The 20,382-nt window shown below is 61.6% G+C and carries 18 protein-coding genes and 1 tRNA gene; 12 read left to right on the top strand and 7 right to left on the bottom strand.

Annotated elements, in window-relative coordinates; translation table 11 throughout:
• Positions 1-35: 35 nt before the first annotated feature.
• The 4 genes from AA0535_RS10665 to AA0535_RS10650 all read right to left on the bottom strand — a co-directional run bounded on the left by AA0535_RS10665 (position 36) and on the right by AA0535_RS10650 (position 7,181).
• Positions 36-1,535, bottom strand: coding sequence for an efflux transporter outer membrane subunit (locus AA0535_RS10665; RefSeq protein WP_264816074.1), 1,500 nt, complete (start codon positions 1,533-1,535; stop codon positions 36-38).
• On the bottom strand, positions 1,532-4,624 hold the full coding sequence (locus AA0535_RS10660) for an efflux RND transporter permease subunit (protein WP_264816072.1): 3,093 nt from the start codon (positions 4,622-4,624) through the stop codon (positions 1,532-1,534). The genes AA0535_RS10665 and AA0535_RS10660 overlap by 4 nt, the downstream gene beginning before the upstream one ends.
• Before the next feature lie 34 nt (positions 4,625-4,658).
• A complete protein-coding gene (locus AA0535_RS10655; protein ID WP_264816070.1) occupies positions 4,659-5,804 on the bottom strand; it encodes an efflux RND transporter periplasmic adaptor subunit in 1,146 nt (381 codons plus the stop codon).
• Positions 5,805-6,035: 231 nt separating this feature from the next.
• The gene (locus AA0535_RS10650) at positions 6,036-7,181 is read right to left on the bottom strand and encodes an AI-2E family transporter (protein ID WP_264816139.1); all 1,146 of its coding nucleotides are present in this window, start codon (positions 7,179-7,181) and stop codon (positions 6,036-6,038) included.
• 360 nt (positions 7,182-7,541) lie between these two features.
• Between AA0535_RS10650 and pqqA the strand changes: the two genes are divergently transcribed.
• From pqqA to pqqE, 5 genes are all read left to right on the top strand, one after another.
• Positions 7,542-7,622: a pyrroloquinoline quinone precursor peptide PqqA gene (gene pqqA / locus AA0535_RS10645; protein WP_023978294.1), complete on the top strand. Its 81-nt coding sequence runs from the start codon at positions 7,542-7,544 to the stop codon at positions 7,620-7,622.
• A 150-nt stretch (positions 7,623-7,772) separates the two neighbouring features.
• Complete coding sequence (pqqB, locus tag AA0535_RS10640; RefSeq protein ID WP_264816068.1) at positions 7,773-8,684, top strand: pyrroloquinoline quinone biosynthesis protein PqqB; 912 nt, start codon at positions 7,773-7,775, stop codon at positions 8,682-8,684.
• A complete protein-coding gene (pqqC, locus tag AA0535_RS10635) occupies positions 8,681-9,427 on the top strand; it encodes a pyrroloquinoline-quinone synthase PqqC (protein WP_264816065.1) in 747 nt (248 codons plus the stop codon). Before pqqB ends, pqqC begins: the two co-directional genes overlap by 4 nt.
• The gene (gene pqqD, locus AA0535_RS10630; protein WP_264816063.1) at positions 9,424-9,699 is read left to right on the top strand and encodes a pyrroloquinoline quinone biosynthesis peptide chaperone PqqD; all 276 of its coding nucleotides are present in this window, start codon (positions 9,424-9,426) and stop codon (positions 9,697-9,699) included. The genes pqqC and pqqD overlap by 4 nt, the downstream gene beginning before the upstream one ends.
• Entirely contained in the window at positions 9,696-10,778 is a 1,083-nt protein-coding gene (gene pqqE, locus AA0535_RS10625; RefSeq protein ID WP_264816062.1) for a pyrroloquinoline quinone biosynthesis protein PqqE, read from the top strand. The genes pqqD and pqqE overlap by 4 nt, the downstream gene beginning before the upstream one ends.
• Positions 10,779-11,149: 371 nt before the next feature.
• Here pqqE and hemJ read toward each other — a convergent pair whose 3' ends face one another.
• Genes hemJ through hemE form a run of 3 tightly spaced genes read right to left on the bottom strand, consistent with a single transcriptional unit; the run spans position 11,150 to position 13,368 of the window.
• On the bottom strand, positions 11,150-11,602 hold the full coding sequence (gene hemJ, locus AA0535_RS10620; RefSeq protein WP_264816060.1) for a protoporphyrinogen oxidase HemJ: 453 nt from the start codon (positions 11,600-11,602) through the stop codon (positions 11,150-11,152).
• Positions 11,599-12,306 carry an HAD family hydrolase gene (locus tag AA0535_RS10615; protein WP_264816058.1) on the bottom strand — a complete coding sequence of 236 codons (708 nt, stop codon included), beginning with the start codon at positions 12,304-12,306 and terminating at the stop codon, positions 11,599-11,601. Before AA0535_RS10615 ends, hemJ begins: the two co-directional genes overlap by 4 nt.
• A 6-nt stretch (positions 12,307-12,312) precedes the next feature.
• Positions 12,313-13,368, bottom strand: coding sequence for a uroporphyrinogen decarboxylase (gene hemE, locus AA0535_RS10610; RefSeq protein WP_264816056.1), 1,056 nt, complete (start codon positions 13,366-13,368; stop codon positions 12,313-12,315).
• Between the two features lie 317 nt (positions 13,369-13,685).
• Here hemE and AA0535_RS10605 point away from each other — a divergent pair, with 317 nt between their 5' ends.
• From AA0535_RS10605 to AA0535_RS10575, 7 genes are all read left to right on the top strand, one after another.
• A complete protein-coding gene (locus AA0535_RS10605; protein WP_264816055.1) occupies positions 13,686-14,318 on the top strand; it encodes a Maf family protein in 633 nt (210 codons plus the stop codon).
• A gap of 93 nt (positions 14,319-14,411) precedes the next feature.
• A tRNA-Ala gene (locus AA0535_RS10600) sits at positions 14,412-14,487 on the top strand.
• 304 nt (positions 14,488-14,791) lie between these two features.
• Positions 14,792-15,079, top strand: a complete 288-nt coding sequence (locus AA0535_RS10595) for a YtcA family lipoprotein (RefSeq protein WP_264816053.1) — start codon at positions 14,792-14,794, stop codon at positions 15,077-15,079.
• Between the two features lie 11 nt (positions 15,080-15,090).
• The gene (locus tag AA0535_RS10590; RefSeq protein ID WP_264816051.1) at positions 15,091-16,113 is read left to right on the top strand and encodes an HlyD family efflux transporter periplasmic adaptor subunit; all 1,023 of its coding nucleotides are present in this window, start codon (positions 15,091-15,093) and stop codon (positions 16,111-16,113) included.
• Positions 16,114-16,199: 86 nt separating this feature from the next.
• Positions 16,200-18,293, top strand: coding sequence for an FUSC family protein (locus AA0535_RS10585; protein WP_264816050.1), 2,094 nt, complete (start codon positions 16,200-16,202; stop codon positions 18,291-18,293).
• 29 nt (positions 18,294-18,322) lie between these two features.
• Positions 18,323-19,867 carry a TolC family protein gene (locus tag AA0535_RS10580; protein WP_264816048.1) on the top strand — a complete coding sequence of 515 codons (1,545 nt, stop codon included), beginning with the start codon at positions 18,323-18,325 and terminating at the stop codon, positions 19,865-19,867.
• Complete coding sequence (locus AA0535_RS10575; RefSeq protein WP_264816046.1) at positions 19,867-20,319, top strand: MarR family winged helix-turn-helix transcriptional regulator; 453 nt, start codon at positions 19,867-19,869, stop codon at positions 20,317-20,319. The genes AA0535_RS10580 and AA0535_RS10575 overlap by 1 nt, the downstream gene beginning before the upstream one ends.
• Positions 20,320-20,382 lie beyond the last annotated feature (63 nt).

Here is a 20,382-nt window from a genome sequence, read left to right as displayed (position 1 = left end):
TGATGCGCGATGGACGCACGGAGACCCGAACCATGTCAGAACGCCGCGTGCCAGTCTGTCGAGGGAACCTTCATAGCGGTATCGTTACGATGCCACCACCCGCCACCGAGCGCCTGGAAAAGGGCCACGCTATCGGTAAAACGCGTGGCCTTGGCCTGAATCAGAGTGAGGCGGGCCTGGAGCTCGATCTGCACGGCGGCCTGGAGCAGAACGGGGCTGATATCGCCATAGGACATCTGACTCTGTGAAATGCGCAGACTGCGCACCGCAGCATCCTCATTGGCCGCGCTGATCGTCAGGGCGTCGGAATCATCCTGAAGCGCATGAAGCGTGTCAGCCACATTCTGCATCGAGGTCAGCACAGTGTTCTTGTACTGCTCGGTAGCCCCCAGCAGATTGGCGCGCGCCTGACGCTCCAGATGCATCAGTTCGAAGCCCTGGAAGATTGGCTGGGCAACCATCGCGCCGATCGACCAGTTGCCGTAGCCGGGGGTGAAGAACTGGCTCATCGCATTGATGGCCTGACCCGGCGTGGCAGAAAGCTGCACATTGGGCAGGCGGTTGGCAATGGCCACACCGACCTGCGCGCTAGCACTGTGCATCTGCGATTCTGCGGCGCGTATGTCGGGGCGCTGGGCCAGAAGCGCGCTGGGCAGGCTGACCGGCAGTGTGGCGGGCAAATGATAGGCGTCCAGCGGGATCTCGGGCAGCGTCTCGTTCGGCGTCGTGCCAACCAGCGCCGCAATCTGGTCATGCGCCTGCTCGGCCTGAAGGTGCAGGGGCGGCAGGGTGGCCTGGGCCTGAGTGAGTGCCGCTTTCTGCGCCAGAAGCTGTGCTTCGGAGATATCACCCAGCCTGAACTGCTTTTCCATGATGCCAAGCAGCTTCTGCTGTGTGGCGATGATGTCGTTGGCTGCCCCGATCTGGGCGTTGAGGCTCGACTGGGTGATCAGCGAGACAATCAGCGTATTGATGAGCGTATTGGTCGTGGCAATCAGCTGGAAACGCTGCATTTCGGCTTGGGCGGCCTGAGATTCCACCTGACGGCGCAAGCCACCCCAGAGATCGGGCTGATACGAGATATTCAGCTGCAACGTATGCAGGTTGTAGAGGTAGTCGTTGTTGCCCGGCACGGGTGACAGCGCTTTCGAGGTCTTGTTACGCGTCGGGTTAAACGAGGCCGAGATGGTCGGCAGCAAGGGTGCACCGGCTACCTTCGTCTGCTCATAGGCGGCCCTGAGCGTGGCCTGCGCCGATTTAAGCGACGGATTGCTTTGCAGTGCGCGCGCCACCAGCGCATCGAGTTGCGGCACACCCAAGGCCTGCCACCAAGCGCCAGAGAGATCAGCCCCGACGGTCAGGGTCTGGGCCGCTCCGGCAGCGCCACTCCCGGCCGTGCCATGAATGGCAGCGGGTAATGCCGTGCTCTGATAGTCCCCGTTCTTGAGCATGTCAGGCCGGTGAAAATCCGGTCCGATGGCACAGCCCGAAAGGGCAAGACCCGCGACGCAGGTCAGGAGCGTGAGGCGCTTCATGACAGACCTCCCGAACGGCGCGCCCTGCGGCGCTCGATGAAATGCTCCATCTCGAAGAAGAAGACGGGCAGGACGAACAGGGTCAGCAGGGTTGCGATGCCAAGGCCACCCACCACGACGGTGGCCAGACCGCGTTGCACGTCGGTGCCGACACCTGTGGCAAGGGCGGCAGGCAACATGCCCGCACTGGCTACGGTCGCGGTCATGAGAACAGGGCGAAAACGCTCAGCCGCCCCTGCCAACACCGAGTCATGAATGCTCAGACCGGCGCGATGATGACGGTTGATCGCTGCGATCATGATGATGCCGTTCTGCACCGCCACGCCAAACAAGGCGATAAAGCCGACTGCTGTGGCGATATTGAGGGTCTCGCCACGCAGATGCAGCGCAATCAGCCCACCCAAAGTCGCAAGCGGCACGACACTGAGCACCAGGACGGCGTGGCGGAACGTCCCGAATTCCATGAACAGGAGCAAAAGCATGATCGCGAACATCACCAGAAGCGCGACACCCAGACGCGCCTGGGCACGCTGCTCCTGCTCGAAGCTGCCCGCCCATTGCAGGCGATATTTGCGTGGATCGAAATGCACCTGTGAGGCGATGCGCTTCTGGGCATCTTCAAGATACTGGGACAGGGGACGCTGACCGTTATCGACCCGTATGGTGATCTGACGCTCACCCATTTCGTGCGCAATGTTGCTCTCACCCATATGCAGGCCCACATCGGCTACTTCAGCCAGGGGAATGGGCGCGCCATCAGTGGAGCGCAGCGGCAGAGAACGTATCGAGGCGAGATCGGTGAGGTCGTTGTTCCCGACATGCAGCGTCGCGTTATAGACGCGGTCTTCCACATACACCTGGGTGATCGCGCCATCGCCGATCGCGTTCTGCACGACAGTGCTGATATCGGACACGTTGATGCCATAGCGCGCCGCCTGCTCGCGACGGGGCGTGATCATGAGCTGCGGGATCTGCGGCTCCTGGAAGATCGAGGCATCGGTCGTGCCTGGTACGTCATGCAGGATGCTCACGATCTGTCGGCCGATACGGCGCAATTCGTGAAAATCATTGCCATAGACACGCAGCACCAGGGGTGAATGCGCGCCGCCTACCAGATCGTTCATGCCATCCTGGATCGGCTGGCTGATACCGAAGCTGATCCCCGGAATCTGGGAGAGACGGTCGCGCAGACGCGCAATGAATTGCGCCTTGGTCTCCCCGCTGGCCCACTGGTCATAGGGCTTGAGCCCGACGGGCATCTCGATATGCGAGAAGGTCCACGGATCGGTTCCGTCATCGTTACGGCCGAGCTGGGTAATAGCATAGGAGGTTTCGGGGAATTCGCGCACCGCCGAGCGTACCTCGCTGGCAATACGGCTACCCTCATCCAGTGAGATGCCCGTGGGCAACTGGACCTGAAGCCACAGCGCGCCCTCATCCAGATCGGGCAGAAACTCGCGCCCGACGGTGGCCCCCAGAATGACGACGGAGAGCAGCGCTGCCCCCCCACCGATATAGGTGACCAGAGGGCGGGCGAGCATATGGTTGAGCCCGCGCTCATAGGCATGATGAAGCTTTTCGAGCGGGCGGTTATGCCAGATACGCCGAGGCTTGTACAAAGCCAGATAGCTCAGTGTCGGAATCAGGCAGAGCGCACATGCCAGCGCCCCCATGAGCGCGAAGCTGACGGTATAGGCCATGGGCCGGAACAGCTTCCCCTCGCTTCCTTCAAAGGCGAAGAGCGGCGAATAGGCCACGATGATGATGAGCGTGGAGGAAAAGATAGAGCGCCCCGCGATACGCGCGACACTCAGCACCTCGGTGCTGGTCAGCGTGGCCTTGGGGGATTCCTCGCGCAGGCGCAGGATCGCCTCGGTGATGACGATGGCCCCGTCCACGATCACGCCGAAATCGATGGCGCCCAGCGAGAACAGATTGGCCGCCATGCCGAAGAAATGCATGAGCACGAAGACGGTAGAGAGCGCGAGCGGAATGGTCACGGCCGTGACCACCGCACTGCGCGGACTGCCGAGAAACAGGGTGAGGATGACCAATACGAGGCCAATACCCTCGACCATGGTCTCGCCGACCTTATGGGTGGTGGCCTTCACCAGATTATCGCGGTCGATATAGGGCACCAGCCGCACATCGAGCGGCTTCAGGCGCTCCTGCAACTGGTCGACCACGTTATGCACGTTATCCAGAACCAGAGAGGGATTGGCGCCAGAGAGCATGGTCACGATCCCCTCAATGGTATCGGGGTTGTTGTCCTTGCCCAGAATACCTTCGCGGATCTGATGGCCGAACTGCACCTGCCCCAGATCGCTCAGCAGAACAGGCGTGCCGTTATGCTGCGCCACGACGATGCGCTTCATGTCGTCCAGCGTATGGATCATGCCCACGCCACGCACGATGTAGGATTGCTCACCACGCGTGATGCGCCCGCCTGCGGCATTGGCGTTATTGTTCTTGATGGCATTCACAACGTCATCGGTGCTCAGCCCGTAGCGCAGCAGCGCGTCGGGCTTGAGCACGAGCTGGTACTCACGCGTCAGCCCACCGAAATTATTGACGTTGACGATACCCGGCACGCGCTGAAGCGTGGGGATGACAATCCAGCGCTGCACATCCGAAAGCTGCATCAGATCCATCGAATCCGACTCAAGCGTGTAGCGGAAAATCTCGCCTGCCGGGCCGGTGATGGGGCCGAGCTGAGGGGTCACGCCATCGGGCATGCTGGCCGTGCCGAGCAGTTCGAGCACGAGCTGTCGGGCGGTGAACACATCGACGCCGTCATGGAAAATCAGCGTGATGAGCGAGAGGCCGAAGGTGCTGCTCGACCGGCTCTCGGTCACACCGGGCACGGCAGAAAGGGCGCGCTCGAGCGGCACCGTGATCTGCTGTTCCATCTCTTCGGCAGCCAGGCCGGAAACCTGGGTCGTGACCTGGACGTTGACCGCTCCCAGATCGGGATAGGCCTCGACAGGCAGAACGCGCCAGGCATAGCCGCCGGCAAGCGCCAGAAATACGGCGCATATGAAAACGATATGACGGCGCGCAAAGCACCATGAAATCAGGGTCGCAATCACGGATCAGGAGACTCTCATCTGCGGCGCTGATCGCTCAGTCATTATCATTGAGAAGAATGGCGCCACGGGTGACGATGGTCTCGCCGCCCTGCAGACCGGTCAGAACGCGCACGTTCTCGCCCTCGTCATAGCTCACCGTCACGGCGCGACGACGGAAATGCATGGGAGCGCCGTCTTGCACAAAGACCGTGAGACGGTCGTTGTTCATGAGAAGGGCAGTCTTCGGCACGATGATCATCTCGGGCTGTTTTACCGCAATCTCGACATCGGCAAACATATTGGGGCGAAGCATGCCATCGGGATTGTCGCACAGGAAATGCGCGATCACGCGGCGCGTGTCGCTGTGCAGGGCCGGGTCGATCGACAGGATGGGCGCATCGCAATGGCGTCCGGGCAGGGCCGTGATACGGGCAACGGCCTGCTGTCCCAGCGACACGATCCCGACGGAGTCTTCGGGAATTTCAGCATCGATCTGAAGCTGCGCAATATCCAGCAGAACCGCCTGAACGGCTGTCGCATCGGTGATGTTCACCCCCGGAGCGAGGTTTGTGCTGGCAATCAGCCCATCGACGGGCGCGACAAGCCTCACCAGCCCCTCGCCATCCTGATCGGTGCGGCTGTTCAGGGATTCCAGACGACGCTCGGCACGCTGGCGCTCGGCACGGGCCTGGGCGAGATCATTGCTCGCGGAGTCCAGATCCTTGCGGGCATTGCCTCCGATGGCCAGCACGTCCTGCGCACGTTTGACCACGCGCTCCTGATAGGTCTCCTGAGCACGCGCCTTGAGCAGATCGGCATAAGCCTGATCGAGATCGCCCGAGGCCAGCACAGCCAGCACATCGCCCTTATGGACCATCTGTCCGGGCTGAAGATCGGTGCTGATCACATGACCGGTGACGGGAGTCAGGATATTGATGCTGCGCCGGGGCTCGGCTTGCACCATGCCCGGCACACGCAGCCCATGATCGAGAATGCTCGTTTTCACAGAGGCGACATGAAGACGCTTCATGAGCGGTGAGTCATCGGCAACGATGACCAGACCGTTCTCGCGCGTCAGCTGCGGATGGGGGCCATCCGAACGGGGGCCTCCATGCTCATGAATGATCGTGATGACAATCCCGAGGAGGATAATGGCGATAAGCGCTGCCAGACCAAGGCGGCGGATAAAAGGTGCCTGCATTGTCAGGCAAGGCCGTCAAGGGAGCGCATAGAAACCTCGGCTCAGGATTTTTGACATGATTTGTTGCAGTTGATAGCCGGTCCGACCTATCGCGCCAAGCGACCTTCAGCCCCGAACCCGCCTTCTAATAGATTATGACTGCAGATTGCGCATGATAATTTCATGTCACATGCCCGTTGCCGGATCAGAATGTGATGTGTGCCGTGGCCGAGGCTTGGGCCAGCCCCCCGTTCAGGGGGGCGAGCCGGGGGTAACTTCAGGGCCCAGGGTGCGCAGGGAGCGCGGCCGCACCGGCCCGCCGAGCACATGGCCGATGGGCGAAAGCCCTTCGATATGATCGCAGAAGATCTTGAACACGGCGAGCATGGGGACTGAGAGAAAAGCCCCGCCGATCCCCCACATCCAGTCCCAGAAAAGCAGCGAGGCCATGACCAGCACCGGATTAAGCGTGAAGCGCTTGGCCAGCAGCATGGGGGTAATCGTCTCCCCCTCCAGGATATGAATGCAGAGATAGATAGCGGGCGGCAGCAACGCCATCAGGAAGGACGGGAAGCTGATAAGTGCCACGCAAAAATAGACGACCACCCCGGTCAAAGGGCCGATGATCGGCACGTAATTGAGCAGGAAAGCCAGAACGCCCCAGAGCAGGGGGTTAGGCATGCCCGTCAGCCAGCATTGCAGCAGGTTGAGCAGGCCTACCAGGATATTCATGATGGTGATGGTCGCCAGATAGAGCGAGACATTGCGCTCGATCTGGGTGGTAATCTGCACAAGACGACGCTTGTCCGAATAGGTCGGCATGATTTCGACGATACGGCGCAACAGGCTGTCTCCCTCCGTCATGAGGAAGAAAAGCATCAGCAGCATCGTGAAGAACTCGCCCATGAAGGCGCGCGTGCCGATCAGGAAGGATGACCCCCAGACCCGAAGCGTTTCGGCACCGTTCGAGGCCGATTGAGCCGCCGCCGTTGCGGCATTCACATGGTGATGTCCCCCGTTCGACATCAGCGCGACGACGCGCAGATAGCCGCGTTGCAGGGAGTCGATCGGCCCTTGCAGGAAGGCGAGCTTCTGCTGAAGCGCGGGCAGGCTCTGTGGGACCTTGGTCAGCCATGCTGCGGCAGGGACCGAGATGGCCGTGCCGATACAGACCACCAGCAGGAACATCGCGATGATCAGCAGCAGCGCCGAGATCGGCTTTGGGATGCGCAGCCGACCATGCAGAAACCGCATAGGCCCGATCATCAGCAGATTGACGACCATGGCGAAGACGAAGGGCAGCACGATATCGGCGGCAAAATACAGCGTGTAGAACACGGCGAGCAGCGACAGGATGAGAATTCCGACATCCCGCAGCCCCAGGCTGTGACGCAGCATCGCCTTGCGGATGACCCCTGCCTGATAGGCGTCGCTCTCCGCCGTTTCCTCCTTTGAGGGCATGGCCGGAATAAGAGGCGACGCGGCGTTTGTGTCATTCATCTGCCTGTCTTCAGGCGTGGGCGTATCCGAAGCCAGAGACGGGCCTGACATGGCGGGCGTTTCTTTCCTGAAAGGCGGGTTGCAGCACGAGAAGGGCGCCGTGATGAACGACGCACAACCGCCCGGGATCACAAACGTTGCCGTCAACGTGAAGCATGTTACATTTTATTGGGTTGAATCAATTTGGCTTGCAACCCATTTTCGGGTTCTATCGTATAGCTGATCAAGCACTTTCAAGATTGTCACAAGGATCTCGTCATGGCCTGGAACACCCCGAAGGTTACCGAAATTCCGCTCGGCGCCGAAATCAACTCCTATGTGTGCGGCCAGAAGAAGTAAGTTCTTCTTACCGCTATGCATATCAGCAACAGCCGCACCCCTCGTGCGGCTGTTGTCGTTTCTGGCCTGCCCCATTGGGGCCTCTGTTTTCAGGCTGACCCGTCCCGAACCGGAGCGCTTGCGCCTGTTCTGATCTGACTGAGTCCGACCATGCTTCACATCATCGTTCTGGGGAGCGGCGCAGGCGGCGGCTTTCCTCAATGGAATTCCAATGCACCCGCCTGCCGCGCTGCCCGCGCGGGCAAGATCCCGTCGCGCAGCCAGGCCTCTCTCGCGATCAGCGCCGATGGCCGCCGCTGGTTCGTGCTCAATGCCTCGCCCGACCTGCGCGCGCAGATCCTTGCGACACCCGAGTTGCAGGCGCAGGAGGGCGTACGCTCCACGCCCATACAAGGCGTGGTCCTGACCAACGGTGAAATCGACTCCATCACTGGCCTACTGACATTGCGCGAGCGCGAGCCCTTCCGGCTTTATGCCACTCCCGCGACACTCTCCCAGCTTGACGCCAACCCGATTTTCGAAGCCGTGAACCGGGAAATCGTGCCACGTCTGCCGATCGACGAAGATGTCCCTATTGCGCTTCCCAACAAGGACGGAACCCCATCGGGGCTCACGCTCACGGCGTTCGACGTGCCCGGCAAGGCGCCGCTCTATGCCGAACACTTGCCAAGCCAGAAAGGCGAGACGATCGGCCTCACGCTCAGCGATGGGCGGCACAGCATGGTCTTTCTGCCTGCCTGCGCCGATCTTACCCCTGATATCCGTGCGCGCATCCGTCAGGCCGATGCGCTGTTTATGGAAGGCACGCTCTGGCGCGATGACGAGATGATCCGTGCCGGGCTGAGCCCCAAGACCGGGCTGCGTATGGGGCATATCTCGATGTCCGGCCCCGATGGCATCATTGCTCAGCTTCACGACGCGCCGTCTCATCGCGTCTTCATTCACATCAACAACTCGAACCCCGTCCTCCTTCCGGACTCACCGGAACGGCGCATGGCGGAAGACGCAGGCTGGACCATCGGTGAAGATGGCCTGCACCTGACATTGGGAGCACATTCATGACGGTTCTGACCCCTGACGCCCTCGAAACCCGCCTGCGCGACATCGGCGCCGCGCGTTATCACAACCGCCACGAATTCCATCGCGCCCTGCATGACGGCAAGCTCAGCCGCACCCAGGTTCAGGCCTGGGCGCTCAATCGCTACTATTATCAGGCCTCCATCCCCGTGAAGGATGCGACCCTGCTTGCCCGCCTGCCCACGGCCGAACTGCGCCGCGAATGGCGCCGCCGTCTGGAAGACCATGACGGCAACGAGCCCGGCACAGGTGGCATCGCGCGCTGGCTGAAGCTGACCGACGGTCTGGGTCTGTCGCGCGAGTACGTCGAGAGCCTGCAAGGCATGTTGCCCGCAACAGGCTTCGCCGTCGAAGCCTATGTGCATTACGTGCGTGACCGCTCCGTTCTGGCCGCCATTGCCTCATCGCTGACCGAGCTTTTCTCGCCCACCATCATCAGCGAGCGCGTCTCCGGCATGCTGCGTCACTACGATTTCATTTCCGAAGAGACCCTGGCCTATTTCGCCCCGCGCCTGACCCAGGCCCCGCGCGATTCCGATTTCGCCCTTGCCTATGTGAAGGAGCATGCCCGCACTGCCGAACAGCAGAAGGAAGTCGTCGATGCGCTGATTTTCAAATGCAACGTGCTCTGGACCATGCTCGATGCCCTTCAGCATGTGTATATGGAAGGCCATCCCGCCCCCGGCGCCTTTGCCGGAGCCCATACCCCAGAGGCCTTCGCCGCGTGAGCGTTTCCGAAACCAGCGTTCTGAAATTTACCCGCGGTCATCGCCTTCAGCATGACCGCGTCCGCGATGTATGGCTGATCCAGGCACCGGAAAAAGCCTTCATTGCCGACCCTGTCGCAGCCGCCATTCTGCGGCTCGTCGATGGCACGTGCCCCCTGAGCGCAATCATCGACGATCTCGCTGCGAGCTATCAGGCCCCGCGTGACCTTATCGCCACCGACGTGCAGGCCCTTCTCGCCTCTCTGCTCGACCAGAAAGTGCTGGGTGCATGAATTTTGCGCCACCGCCCATGAGTCTGCTGGCCGAACTGACCCATCGCTGCCCGCTTGCCTGCCCCTATTGTTCCAACCCCGTCGATCTCGAACGGCGCGCTGCCGAGCTCGAAACCGGCGACTGGCTGCGTGTTCTGGACGAGGCCGCCGCTCTGGGCGTTCTGCAGGTGCATTTTTCAGGCGGCGAGCCCATGGCACGCCACGATCTGCCAGAGCTGGTGCGCCATGCCAGTTCGCTCAATCTCTATACCAATCTCATCACCTCCGGCGTCCTCATCACCGAGGCCACGCTTACCGCCCTCGATGAGGCCGGACTCGATCATGTCCAGCTTTCCTTCCAGGATGTCGACGAGACAGGCGCGGAACGTATCGGCGGTCTGCGCGGCGCTCAGGAAAAGAAACTTGCCGCCGCCCGACTTATCAAGGCGCGCGGCATCCCGCTCACGCTGAATTTCGTCGTTCATCGTGAGAACGTGGCGCGCGTGCCTGCCATGCTCGACCTCGCCCATGACCTCGGCGCCGGTCGCGTGGAGATTGCTCATACCCAGTATTATGGCTGGGGCCTGAAGAACCGCGATCTGCTCATGCCCTCGGCCGCTCAGCTCGAAGCCTCGACCGAGGCCGTCGTCAAGGCGCGCGCCCGTTTCGGCAACAGCCTCGCCATTGATTACGTCACACCCGATTATCACGCCGATCAGCCCAAGCCCTGCATGGGCGGCTGGGGCCAGCGCTTCGTGAACATCACGCCCTCCGGGAAGGTGTTGCCCTGCCATGCCGCAGAGACCATCCCAAACATCACCTTCCCCAGCGTCGCGACAGAAGCCTTGGGCACAATCTGGCAGGATTCCCCCCTCTTCAACCTGTTTCGCGGCACGGACTGGATGCCCGAACCCTGTCGCAATTGCAGCCTCAAGGAAGTGGATTGGGGTGGTTGCCGCTGTCAGGCCCTCGCTTTGACCGGCGACGCCGCTGCCACCGATCCTGTCTGCGCCCGCTCGGATCAACACGTTCTGGTGGTGGAAGCCGCTCGGGCTGGTCATGATGGGGATTTCATTTACCGGCGGTTCGCCAGGGCGTGAGCGATGCGGGGCTCTGCCCCCCGCCCCGCCAGAGGACAGTCGTCCTCTGGACACCTGTTTGATCAAGCGGGGATCGAAGGGGCTTGCCCCTTCGCGGGTGCAGGGCAGCGCCCTGCGGGAACGGACCTATGCGGGGCTCTGCCCCCCACCCCGTCAAAGGATAGTCGTCCTCTGGACACCTGTTTGATCAAAGCGGGGATCGAAGGGGCTTGCCCCTTCGCGGGTGCAGGGCAGCGCCCTGCGGGAACGGCTCGATGCGGGGCTATGCCCCCCACTCCGCCAGAGGATAGTCGTCCTCTGGACACCTATTTGATCAAAGCGGGGATCGAAGGGGCTTGCCCCTTCGCGGGTGCAGGGCAGCGCCCTGCATCTCACCCGGAGAAAGGCCGAGCGACGATCATGATGACGATCACGATCATCAGGAGGGTCGGGACTTCATTGGCGATGCGATAGAACCGTTCCGGATGCGGGCGGCGATCCTCAGCGAAGTCGCGACGCCAGAGGGCGCAGAAGCCGTGAAAGCCGCAAAGGAGCAGCACGGTGAAGAGCTTGATCCACCACCAGGGTGCGGACCAGTCGATCATGCCGGGTAGAGAGGCCAGTACCGCGCCCGAAAGCAGGGTGACGATCATGGCGGGCGTCATGATGGCGCGCAGCAAGCGGCGCTCCATGATCTGGAACCGCGCGCTCTCGGGCGAGCCGGGCGCTACCTGGGTGTGATAGACGAACAACCGGGGCAGGTAGAAATTCCCGGCCATCCAGGAGGTGAATGCCAGGATGTGCAGGACTTTCAGCCACGGAAACCAGGGCAGGAAAGCGTTCATCGTGCCTGCTCCTGCAAGGCCCGGGCGAGACGGGGCACCAGCGCGTCAAGATGCGTGATGCGCTCCAGTCCCGGCCAGTCGAGAGCCGGGGCAGGGCCTTCGGGACGGAACAGGATACAGGCCATCCCCGCATCATGCGCGGCCTGAACGCCCGTGTCCGAATCCTCGATCACGACGCACTGGTTCGGTTCGACGCCTTCCTGCTCAGCAGCATGAAGAAAGACGTAAGGATCGGGTTTAGGCCGCATCATGTCGCGCGCCGAATGGATCCGCTCGCGTGGAAAAAAGCGGGTGAAACCGACGCGGGCGAACTTGACCTCCATCTCGGGCCAGGAGGAATTCGATCCCACACGGAACGGCACGCCCAAGGCCTGCACGCCGGTGAGCATGGTTTCCGAACCGTCGATCGTCGCGGCCTCGTCGCGCATCAGATCGACCAGCTTGTCCTGCATGATCTGAACGTAATCGGCACCCAGATCGCACCCGGTTTCTGCTTCCAACTCACGCTTCACCTGACCGAGCGCCTTGCCCGCGAAACGCTCCAGTGCGTCCTCATCGCTCAGTTCGATGCCGCGTGCGCGCGCCTCTCGGGCTACGAGGCAGCATGAAGGCAGTTCGCTGTCGATCAGCACGCCATCGCAATCGAAGATCACGAGACGCAGCTGGCCCGCGGCAGAGAGGGCGTGGGGGGGCAAAGCGCTCATGGCCGATCAGCCGATATCGCGCACGGCGTCGACCAGCGCCCCGACATGCTCGGGTGGGGTGTCTGGCATGACGCCATGACCGAGATTGAACACATGAGGCCGTCCCTTCAGCGCATCGCGGACAGCATGAGCTTCGTCGATCAGGCTCTGTCCACCGTTGCGCAGAATGATGGGATCGAGATTGCCCTGAAGGGCCAGTGTGTCAGGGCAGAGAGCTGCCATTCGGGCCATATCGACCGAAGTGTCGCAGGCCAGGGCATCCACGCCGGTTTCGCGGGCGTATTCCAGCGCCATCAGCCCGGCGAGACGGGGAAAGCCGATGATCTTCACACCCGGGCGGGCTGCACGAATGCCCTGCACGATGGCACGGGTCGGGGCGATAACGTGCTTGCGGAACTGAGAGGGGGGCAACAGACCGGCCCAGCTGTCGAACAGCATGACGGCTTCGGCGCCGGCATCGATCTGGCCGATCAGCATCGTGGTGGTGGCCTCGGTCAGCAGGGCGATCAGATCGCCATAGAGATCCGGGTCCTGAAGCGCCATGGCGCGGGTGACACCGAATTCCCGCGAGGAACCACCATCGACCATGTAGCAGGAAACAGTGAACGGGCTGCCGGCAAAACCCAGAAGCGTGGTGGGCTGAGGCAGTTCACGGGCCAGAATCCGCAATGTTTCCTGGATCGGCGCAACGGTTTCGGCTACGCGGGCGGGAGACAGGGCCTCAAGCGCCGCCCGGTTGCGGATCGGTTCCATCAAGGGGCCGCGCCCTTCGATGAATTTCAGATCCTGTCCCATGGCCCATGGCAAGACGAGGATATCGGAGAACAGGATGGCGCCATCCATCGCATAGCGACGGATCGGCTGAAGAGTCAGCTCGGCCGCGATGTCTGGCGTGGTACACCGGGTGAGGAAATCGGCCTTGGCACGTTCGGCGCGGAACTCAGGCAGATAACGTCCGGCCTGGCGCATGAGCCAGACCGGAGGGGGCCAGACAGCCTCTCCCTGGAGGACACGCAGGAGCGGTTTTGCAGGCTTGGGCTGAGGGGTGATTTCGCGATCCATACCGACCAATAACCATAAAAGAAAAAAGATAGATATCCTGTCGGATAGGTTGATCCCTGTGGATGACGGGGTACCCATCTTTCCGAAAACGTACCCCGAGTTACCAACACTGTGTACAAACGATAAAGCCTTTGGTTTGAGGCGGTTGCGAGGCTTATCCCGAAATACCCACAGAAGGGTTGTGTACAACCCACTGGTTCTGCGGAAGAAAGTACAATCCACGGTACTCGGTACGCCTCTCCGACGAACCGCGTACAATCCCCATGTACCCCAGTACTGACGGTACTCATTCACCGACCTGAAAGAAGGAGTCTCCTATGGAGTCGCAACGCAGGAATCCCGGCCAATCGCGGCTTGTACTGGCCAGCGGATCGACGGCCCGGCTTGGTTTGCTGCGTGGAGCAGGGCTCGATGTCCTGTCCTGTCCGGTGGGATTTGATGAGGCCGTACTGCGTGACGCATTGAGGGCGAAAAACGAGGCTCACGGCACCATCGCTCTGGCGCTCGCAAATGCCAAGTCTCTAGAATTTTCAAGGAATCCGCAATTTATGAGCGCCGATTTCGTGATTGCGGCAGATCAGATTCTGGAGTGCGATGGCGTCGGTTTCGACAAGCCGGAAAACCCTGAAGAGGCGCGGCGTCAACTCCGGCAGCTGAAAGGGCGTACGCATCATCTCCATACGGCGACAGTGCTGTACCGTGATGGCAAAAAGCTCTGGCAGCATCTTGTAGCGCCGCGTCTGACCATGCGCGACTTCAGCGACGCATTCCTGGAGCGGTACCTGAAGGAAGAAGGCGAGGCACTCTTATCCTGCGTCGGCGCATATCGTCTGGAGGGGCGGGGTGTACAGCTTTTCGAGAAGATAGACGGTGATCATGACGCCATTCTGGGTCTGCCACGGCTCCCTCTTCTGGCAGTACTGCGCGATCTGGGTGCGATTGAGGGATAGCAAGAAAATCTTGTTTTAGGGGCTTGTCAGCGTTCAAGCCCCCCGCTATACCCGCGCCACTGGCCTGACCCAAGAGGCCGGTTCTGATACGGCGGGGCCATAGCTCAGTTGGGAGAGCGCCTGAATGGCATTCAGGAGGTCGTCGGTTCGATTCCGATTGGCTCCACCATCATCCTCAAAATTTTCGCCTCGTCTGTTGCTTCTGACACCTGTTTGTCAGAGCCTTGAAGGCCATAAATGCATCGCGCTCCGTCTGCGATACATTTCGGGCGACTGAGTGCTTTGCTCTCAGGCTGTGACTATCCCTGGATATCGTCCGCCCGATGAGCGATCGGCCCCTCAGCCTTGCAAAAAACCGTCGTTCTTCATCACAAGCCAGAAGATACCAGCATTTTGGCTGATTATATGGTTGATATGTAAACCATATCCGTGCTTCGGTGGAGTTCCGTTCTCTGAAGCCCGATAGAAGAACCATGACCGACCCTGTCGCCTCCCGAACTCCGCCGCTTATGCGCGGGGTATTGCTGCTCCCGGCCATCGGGCTGAGCGGTTGTACAAGAGCACCCTTGCAGGATGTACTGGGCTCCTTCTTTCCATCCTGGATGCTTTGCGTCGCACTCGGCGCGGTGGCCGCGGCGCTGCTGCGTGCAGTGGTGGGAGCCTTAGGTATGCAGCAGGCCATTCCAGCGCCGATGCTGACCTATCTTGCCTTCATGGTCGCCATCACCTTCGTGGTCTGGCTTCTGTTTTTCGGTCATTAGGCGACGCTGACATGAACTCTCTCCCCTCCCGTATCGGCGGAATCGCGCTGCTGATCCTGTCGCTCGCAGCCTGTGTGATCACGGGTTTTCTCGTGCTGGATCGTTTGCATAGCCGCCCGCGAACGGAAGATGCCTATGTTGCGGCCAATATCGTGCATCTGGCGCCAGAGGTCAGTGGGCGTATCGTCTTTCTCCCGGTCCATGACAACGAAAAGGTGAGGCGCGGACAGATCCTGTATGTGATCGATCCCGAGCCTTACACCTACCGCGTTCAGGCCGCCCGGGCGCAGGTTGAGGGCCTTCAGGCCCAGATCGAAGTACAGACCAGCCAAGTCAGTTCGCAGGTCTCCCATGCAGGGGCCGAGGCGAGCGGTGTCACGAGCGCGCGCGCGCGCCTCACCCTCGCCCAGGCTACTGAAGGACGGCTCACCCCTCTGGCGCGACAGGGTTTCGTGACTCGTGAAGCCCTCGACCAGGCGCGTACCGAGACACGCAGCGCCGAGGCCAGCTTGCAGCAATCCCTTCAATCGGCTCTGGCTGCGAAGCAGGCCGTGCGCAGCGTCGCGCCTCTGCGCGCCGATCTGGCGGCAGCCCAGGCGCAACTGCGCGAAGCCGAACGTGATTTGCGTCTGACCACGGTGCGGGCCCCCTGTGACGGGATCGTGACCGATCTCAATATCGCTGCGGGCGAATACGCCACAACGGGCAAGCCTGTCTTTACCCTGGTCGATACCGAGATCTGGTGGGCGATCGCGAATTTTCGCGAAACACAGCTGGCGGGTCTGGCTGCGGGGCAGAAGGTCAGGGTCTATGCCATGAGCCAGCCTGGCACACCGATTACGGGCACGCTTGAAAGTCTGAATGCCGGGGTGGTGCCTGATGAGGGCACAAGCGCGAATGGTCTGCCCAAAGTGCCCAGAACGCTGAACTGGGTGCGGATTGCGCAGCGTTTTCCGGTACGTATCCGTCTGGACAACCCGCCAACCGATCTGATGCGTATCGGAGCGACCGTCGTTGTGGTCGTGATGCGATGACCCCCTCCGGACAGGGGGGTGTTGTCGCGCTGCGGCGCTCATGGCACACGCAGCCGCCCTCGACTTACGCATTTCTGAAAAAGGAAATGGCCCCTGTCCCCGGGCGTGCCCGTAATACGGCGCTTCTCGTGGCGCAGGTGATCGTAACCATTCTGATCGGTGAGACGTTTCGCGTGCCCGATCTGCCAGTGCTCGTCTTCATCTGCTTCTTCCTGTCGGGCAACGACGCGGCCTCTAATACCAGCACGGCATTGATGGGTGGCGCGATGATCGTGGCAGGCACTGCGCTCACGATCATCCTGATGATGCTGAGTCTCTCGGAGCCGGGGCTACGCCTGCCGCTCATGCTGCTCATGACACTGGCCGCCGGGTTTCTGTCCCAGGCCATGACCATGGGGCAACTCGCCAATATCCTGCTTTTCTGGATCGTCTATATGGGCATGAGTGCCGATATGTTGCAGACGATCGGCGGCTCGCTCGACGGGTTCATCGGCAATACGACTGATAGCGCCGTGCCGGATTCCGCCTTCATGCCACCTGAAGAGGCGATGCTTCATACGCTGCTCTGGGTAGGATCGGTCTTTGTCATCGCACTGGGAATCATCGTGGTGGCCAATCGTCTGGCCGGCTATGATCCGCTCACCATGCTGCGTGAGGGTCTGGCCAGACGGTTCGATGCGGTTTCCGAAGCCTGCGAGGCTGGTGCGCTGCCTGGCAGCGCCACGATGCAGACCATTCTGGCGCTGGCGGCTCAGGGCGTGGCGCTTTTGCGTCAGTATCATGATCTGGGCGTGAAGCTGCATCCCGAGATCACCAGCCGCCATGTGGGTCTTGCGATGATCCGCAATACGGCGCGTCTGGTCATGATCGTCGTGGCCTGGAGCGGGCTGGACGAAGCTGGCGGAGCGCGTTTCCTGCATCGTATGGGGCAGATCGTGGCGCAGTGCGGGCTCGTCTATCGCCACGGGCGCGAGCGCGCTCCCGCCATCGATTTCGATCCGAATGAACTTGAAGCCCTGGCCTTGGAGTTTGGCGATAATCCGCGCCTCTACCCACTGGCCCAGGAGTTCATACGCAGTGTCACCATCATTCATGGCCTGCTGATCCGTCCCGAAACCACAGCGGCAAGCTTTGCCCCTGAAATGAAGGCGGCGGCGCGCAGCTTCTTTAAACCTGATGCCTTTACCAACCCGGCCTATCCTCAGGCTGCTATTCGCATCGCCTTGTCGGTGGTGCTTTGTTACGCCATCACCCGCTTCACGTCCTGGCCGGGTATACAGACCTGCGTGGTCACGTGCTTTCTCGTTTCGCTCGGCACAGTCGGTGACTCCGTGCACAAGATGCTCCTGCGCGTTGTGGGGGCCATGATCGGTGCCGTGTTCGGCATCGGGACAATCCTGCTGCTCATGCCTGCCTTGACCGATTGTCTGGATCTGATCCTGGTCGTGATTCCGGTGGCGGCCTTTGCCGGCTGGATCAAGAGCGGCAGTGAGCGCATCTCCTATGCCGGGGTGCAGATTGCCATGGCCTATTTCATGACCGTTCTGCAGGGATATGGCCCGACGCTCGATATGGAGACGGCGCGCAACCGCGTGGTGGGCATCCTGATCGGTAATGTGGTTGTCTATCTGATGGCAGCCGCCCTGTGGCCAGTGAGCGCAACCCATGTGGCGCGCGCCCATCTTGTTGGGGCAGTGCGTCAACTGGGGCAATTGATCGTGCTGCGCCGCGCGCATCCCGACGGGGCGGTCGATATTGCTCAGGAGATGGAGCGCGAGAAGTTCGGACGCGCCATCGCCGCGACGCGTACCGCCCTGCGTAACGCACCCTTCGAGGAAGAGCGCCTGAAGGGCAATGCCTTCATTCCGGATATCACCCTGCCTCTGGTGGGCGATATCCAGCTCCTGTCGATCCCGGTTGCGGTGATCTCCGATGTGCGGCGTGACCCGGATGAGACAGCGCGCGCCCATATGGAAACTCTGAGGCTCTGGCTCGACGAACTGGCGCAATGGCTCGAAGACGGTCGTGACGGGCTCGATCTGCAACTGCGCCTGCCTGCCCTGCCCCTGATGGCCCATGATCCGCAGCGCATGGTCTGGTTCGGTCTGCTCGATGAGCGGCTGAGGCAGATTGTCCGGAGCTACGACCCCGATTCCACCCTGTCTGCGAGGCAGGGATGATGACCCGATATGCAGGATTGCGCTTTCCGATGACCCGACATGTTCTCCCTCTCTTTCTGGTCGCGGCCATTCTGTCAGGGTGCAATGACACACGTGATCTGGCGCCAGAGCGGGCCGATCGCGCCTGGCATCCACACAGCACGACGGGGCTGAGCCTGCCCCCCGATATACGCGACCCCATGATGGAAGCCGGTGCCCGGACCGAGGCCCAGGGGACGGCTTCGCCCCCGGGTCGTGTCGGTATTGCGTTGCCCGAGACACAGGATCACGCGCTGTCGCTCCCCTTGCTGATCGATCTGGCGGAGCGCAACAACCCGCGCACACGCATCGCCTGGGAATCCGCGCGCCAGGCGGCCATCTCGGTCGGCATGTCACGCGCGGCCATGCTGCCGCAGCTTACCTTTTCCGCCATGGGGGGATTCCAGCGTATGGCGCTGCCCTTGCCCAACTACCTTTCCGAGCGCGGTTACCTGACCTCGAATGGGGCTGCGGCCTTTCCCAAACTCGAGCTCGATTACCTGCTGCTCGATTTCGGCAGGACACGCGCCCGGATCGATGAGGCGAAATACCAGAATCTGGCAGCCAATTTCGGTTTCTCGGCCGTTCACCAGCAACTCATCCTTGATGTGATCAGCGCCTATCACAGCCAGCAGGCCGCACAGGCCATTGTCGTGGCTTCGCATCACGCAGTGGACAACATGACGCTGCTCCTGAATGCCGCGCAATCGCGTCACGCCCATGGCGAGGCCACGATTGTGGATGTGGCGACGGCCCAGCGTAACCTGGCCCAGGCGCGTTTCGACCTCGACAAGGCAATCGATGCAGAGCATGGCGCGCGTCACGCCCTGCTGGAGGTGACAGGCCTGCCCGCCACGCTGGCGCTTGGCGTGGCCCCGATGCCCGCGCAGAGCCTGCCTCATAGCGCACCGGAGCAGATCAGGCATCTGGTCGATCAGGCTCTGGCCTCGCGTCCCGATCTGCTGGCCGATATTGCCAGATTGCGGGCTTCCGATGAGGCGCTTCTGGCCTCAAAGGCCGCGCTGATGCCGCGCGTTTCCTTCGCCGGGACGATGTCGGGCTATCTGGGGGCGCTCAAGACCTATGGTACGGGACGCGCCGCCCCGGCTTCTGCCATCGCCCAGCCTGAGGCGGGTGCTTTCCTGCAGGTGAGCTGGCCGATCTATCAGGGCGGATTGCGGGCCAATGCCATTCATATGGCCGAATCCCAGCGCGAGGCAGCGAAGGCCACACTTCTGAAGGATCGGCTGAGCGTCGAGCGTCAGGTTGCCGATAGCCAGGATGCGCTCGAGACCGCCCTGGCCCAGGTCAAATCGGCGCAGGTGCTTAATGACGCGGCGCGCACGGCCAATGAGGGGGCGAGCCAGGCCTACGGCCATGGCGTGGGGACCATGACCGATGCGTCGACTGCCGCCGCGGCCCTTTTCGAGGCTCAGGCAGCACTGGCTGTCAGCATCGCCCAGGCCTTCACCAAGGCGGCGGCGCTGGCACATGCCACGGGGCAGCTCGATCTGACCCATGACGCCCCCGACGATCTGTCGGAGGCGGCTCCCTGATGACAGACCAGATCGAGAGCATGACGATGGGGCGCCTCATGGCGCTGATTGCCAGGCGCTGGCGCCAGATCCTCGATACCGGGCTGAGGCCCCATGATCTGACCGATGCGACCTGGCAGCCTTTGCTCGAATTACAGCGTCATGGTCGCCCCATGCATCCCAAGGAGATTGCCGAAGCGCTGCTGCTCGATAAATCCTCGATGGTGCGTATCCTGCGTATGCTGGAGGAGAAGGCTTTCATCACCCGTGAGCCCGATGAGGAGGACCGTCGGGCTTTCTACGTGAAGATCACCGATCTTGGCCTCGCACGCCTCGACGAGGTGCTGCGTCTGTCGCGCGGGATTGAGGAAGATGCCACGCATGGCATCTCCGAGGAGGATCTCGCGACTTCCCGACGCGTGATTGCCCAGATCCTTGCTCGTCTGAACGTTGTGCATGATCCGGCCAGCTGACTGACCTGACCTGACCTGTCAGGTCACGGTCCAGCCTGGCTGCGATGCGACGAGCCACTCGAG

This window comes from Asaia krungthepensis NRIC 0535 (genome assembly GCF_025995175.1).
Lineage (GTDB): Bacteria > Pseudomonadota > Alphaproteobacteria > Acetobacterales > Acetobacteraceae > Asaia > Asaia krungthepensis.
This window is presented reverse-complemented; position numbering and strand designations above follow the sequence as displayed.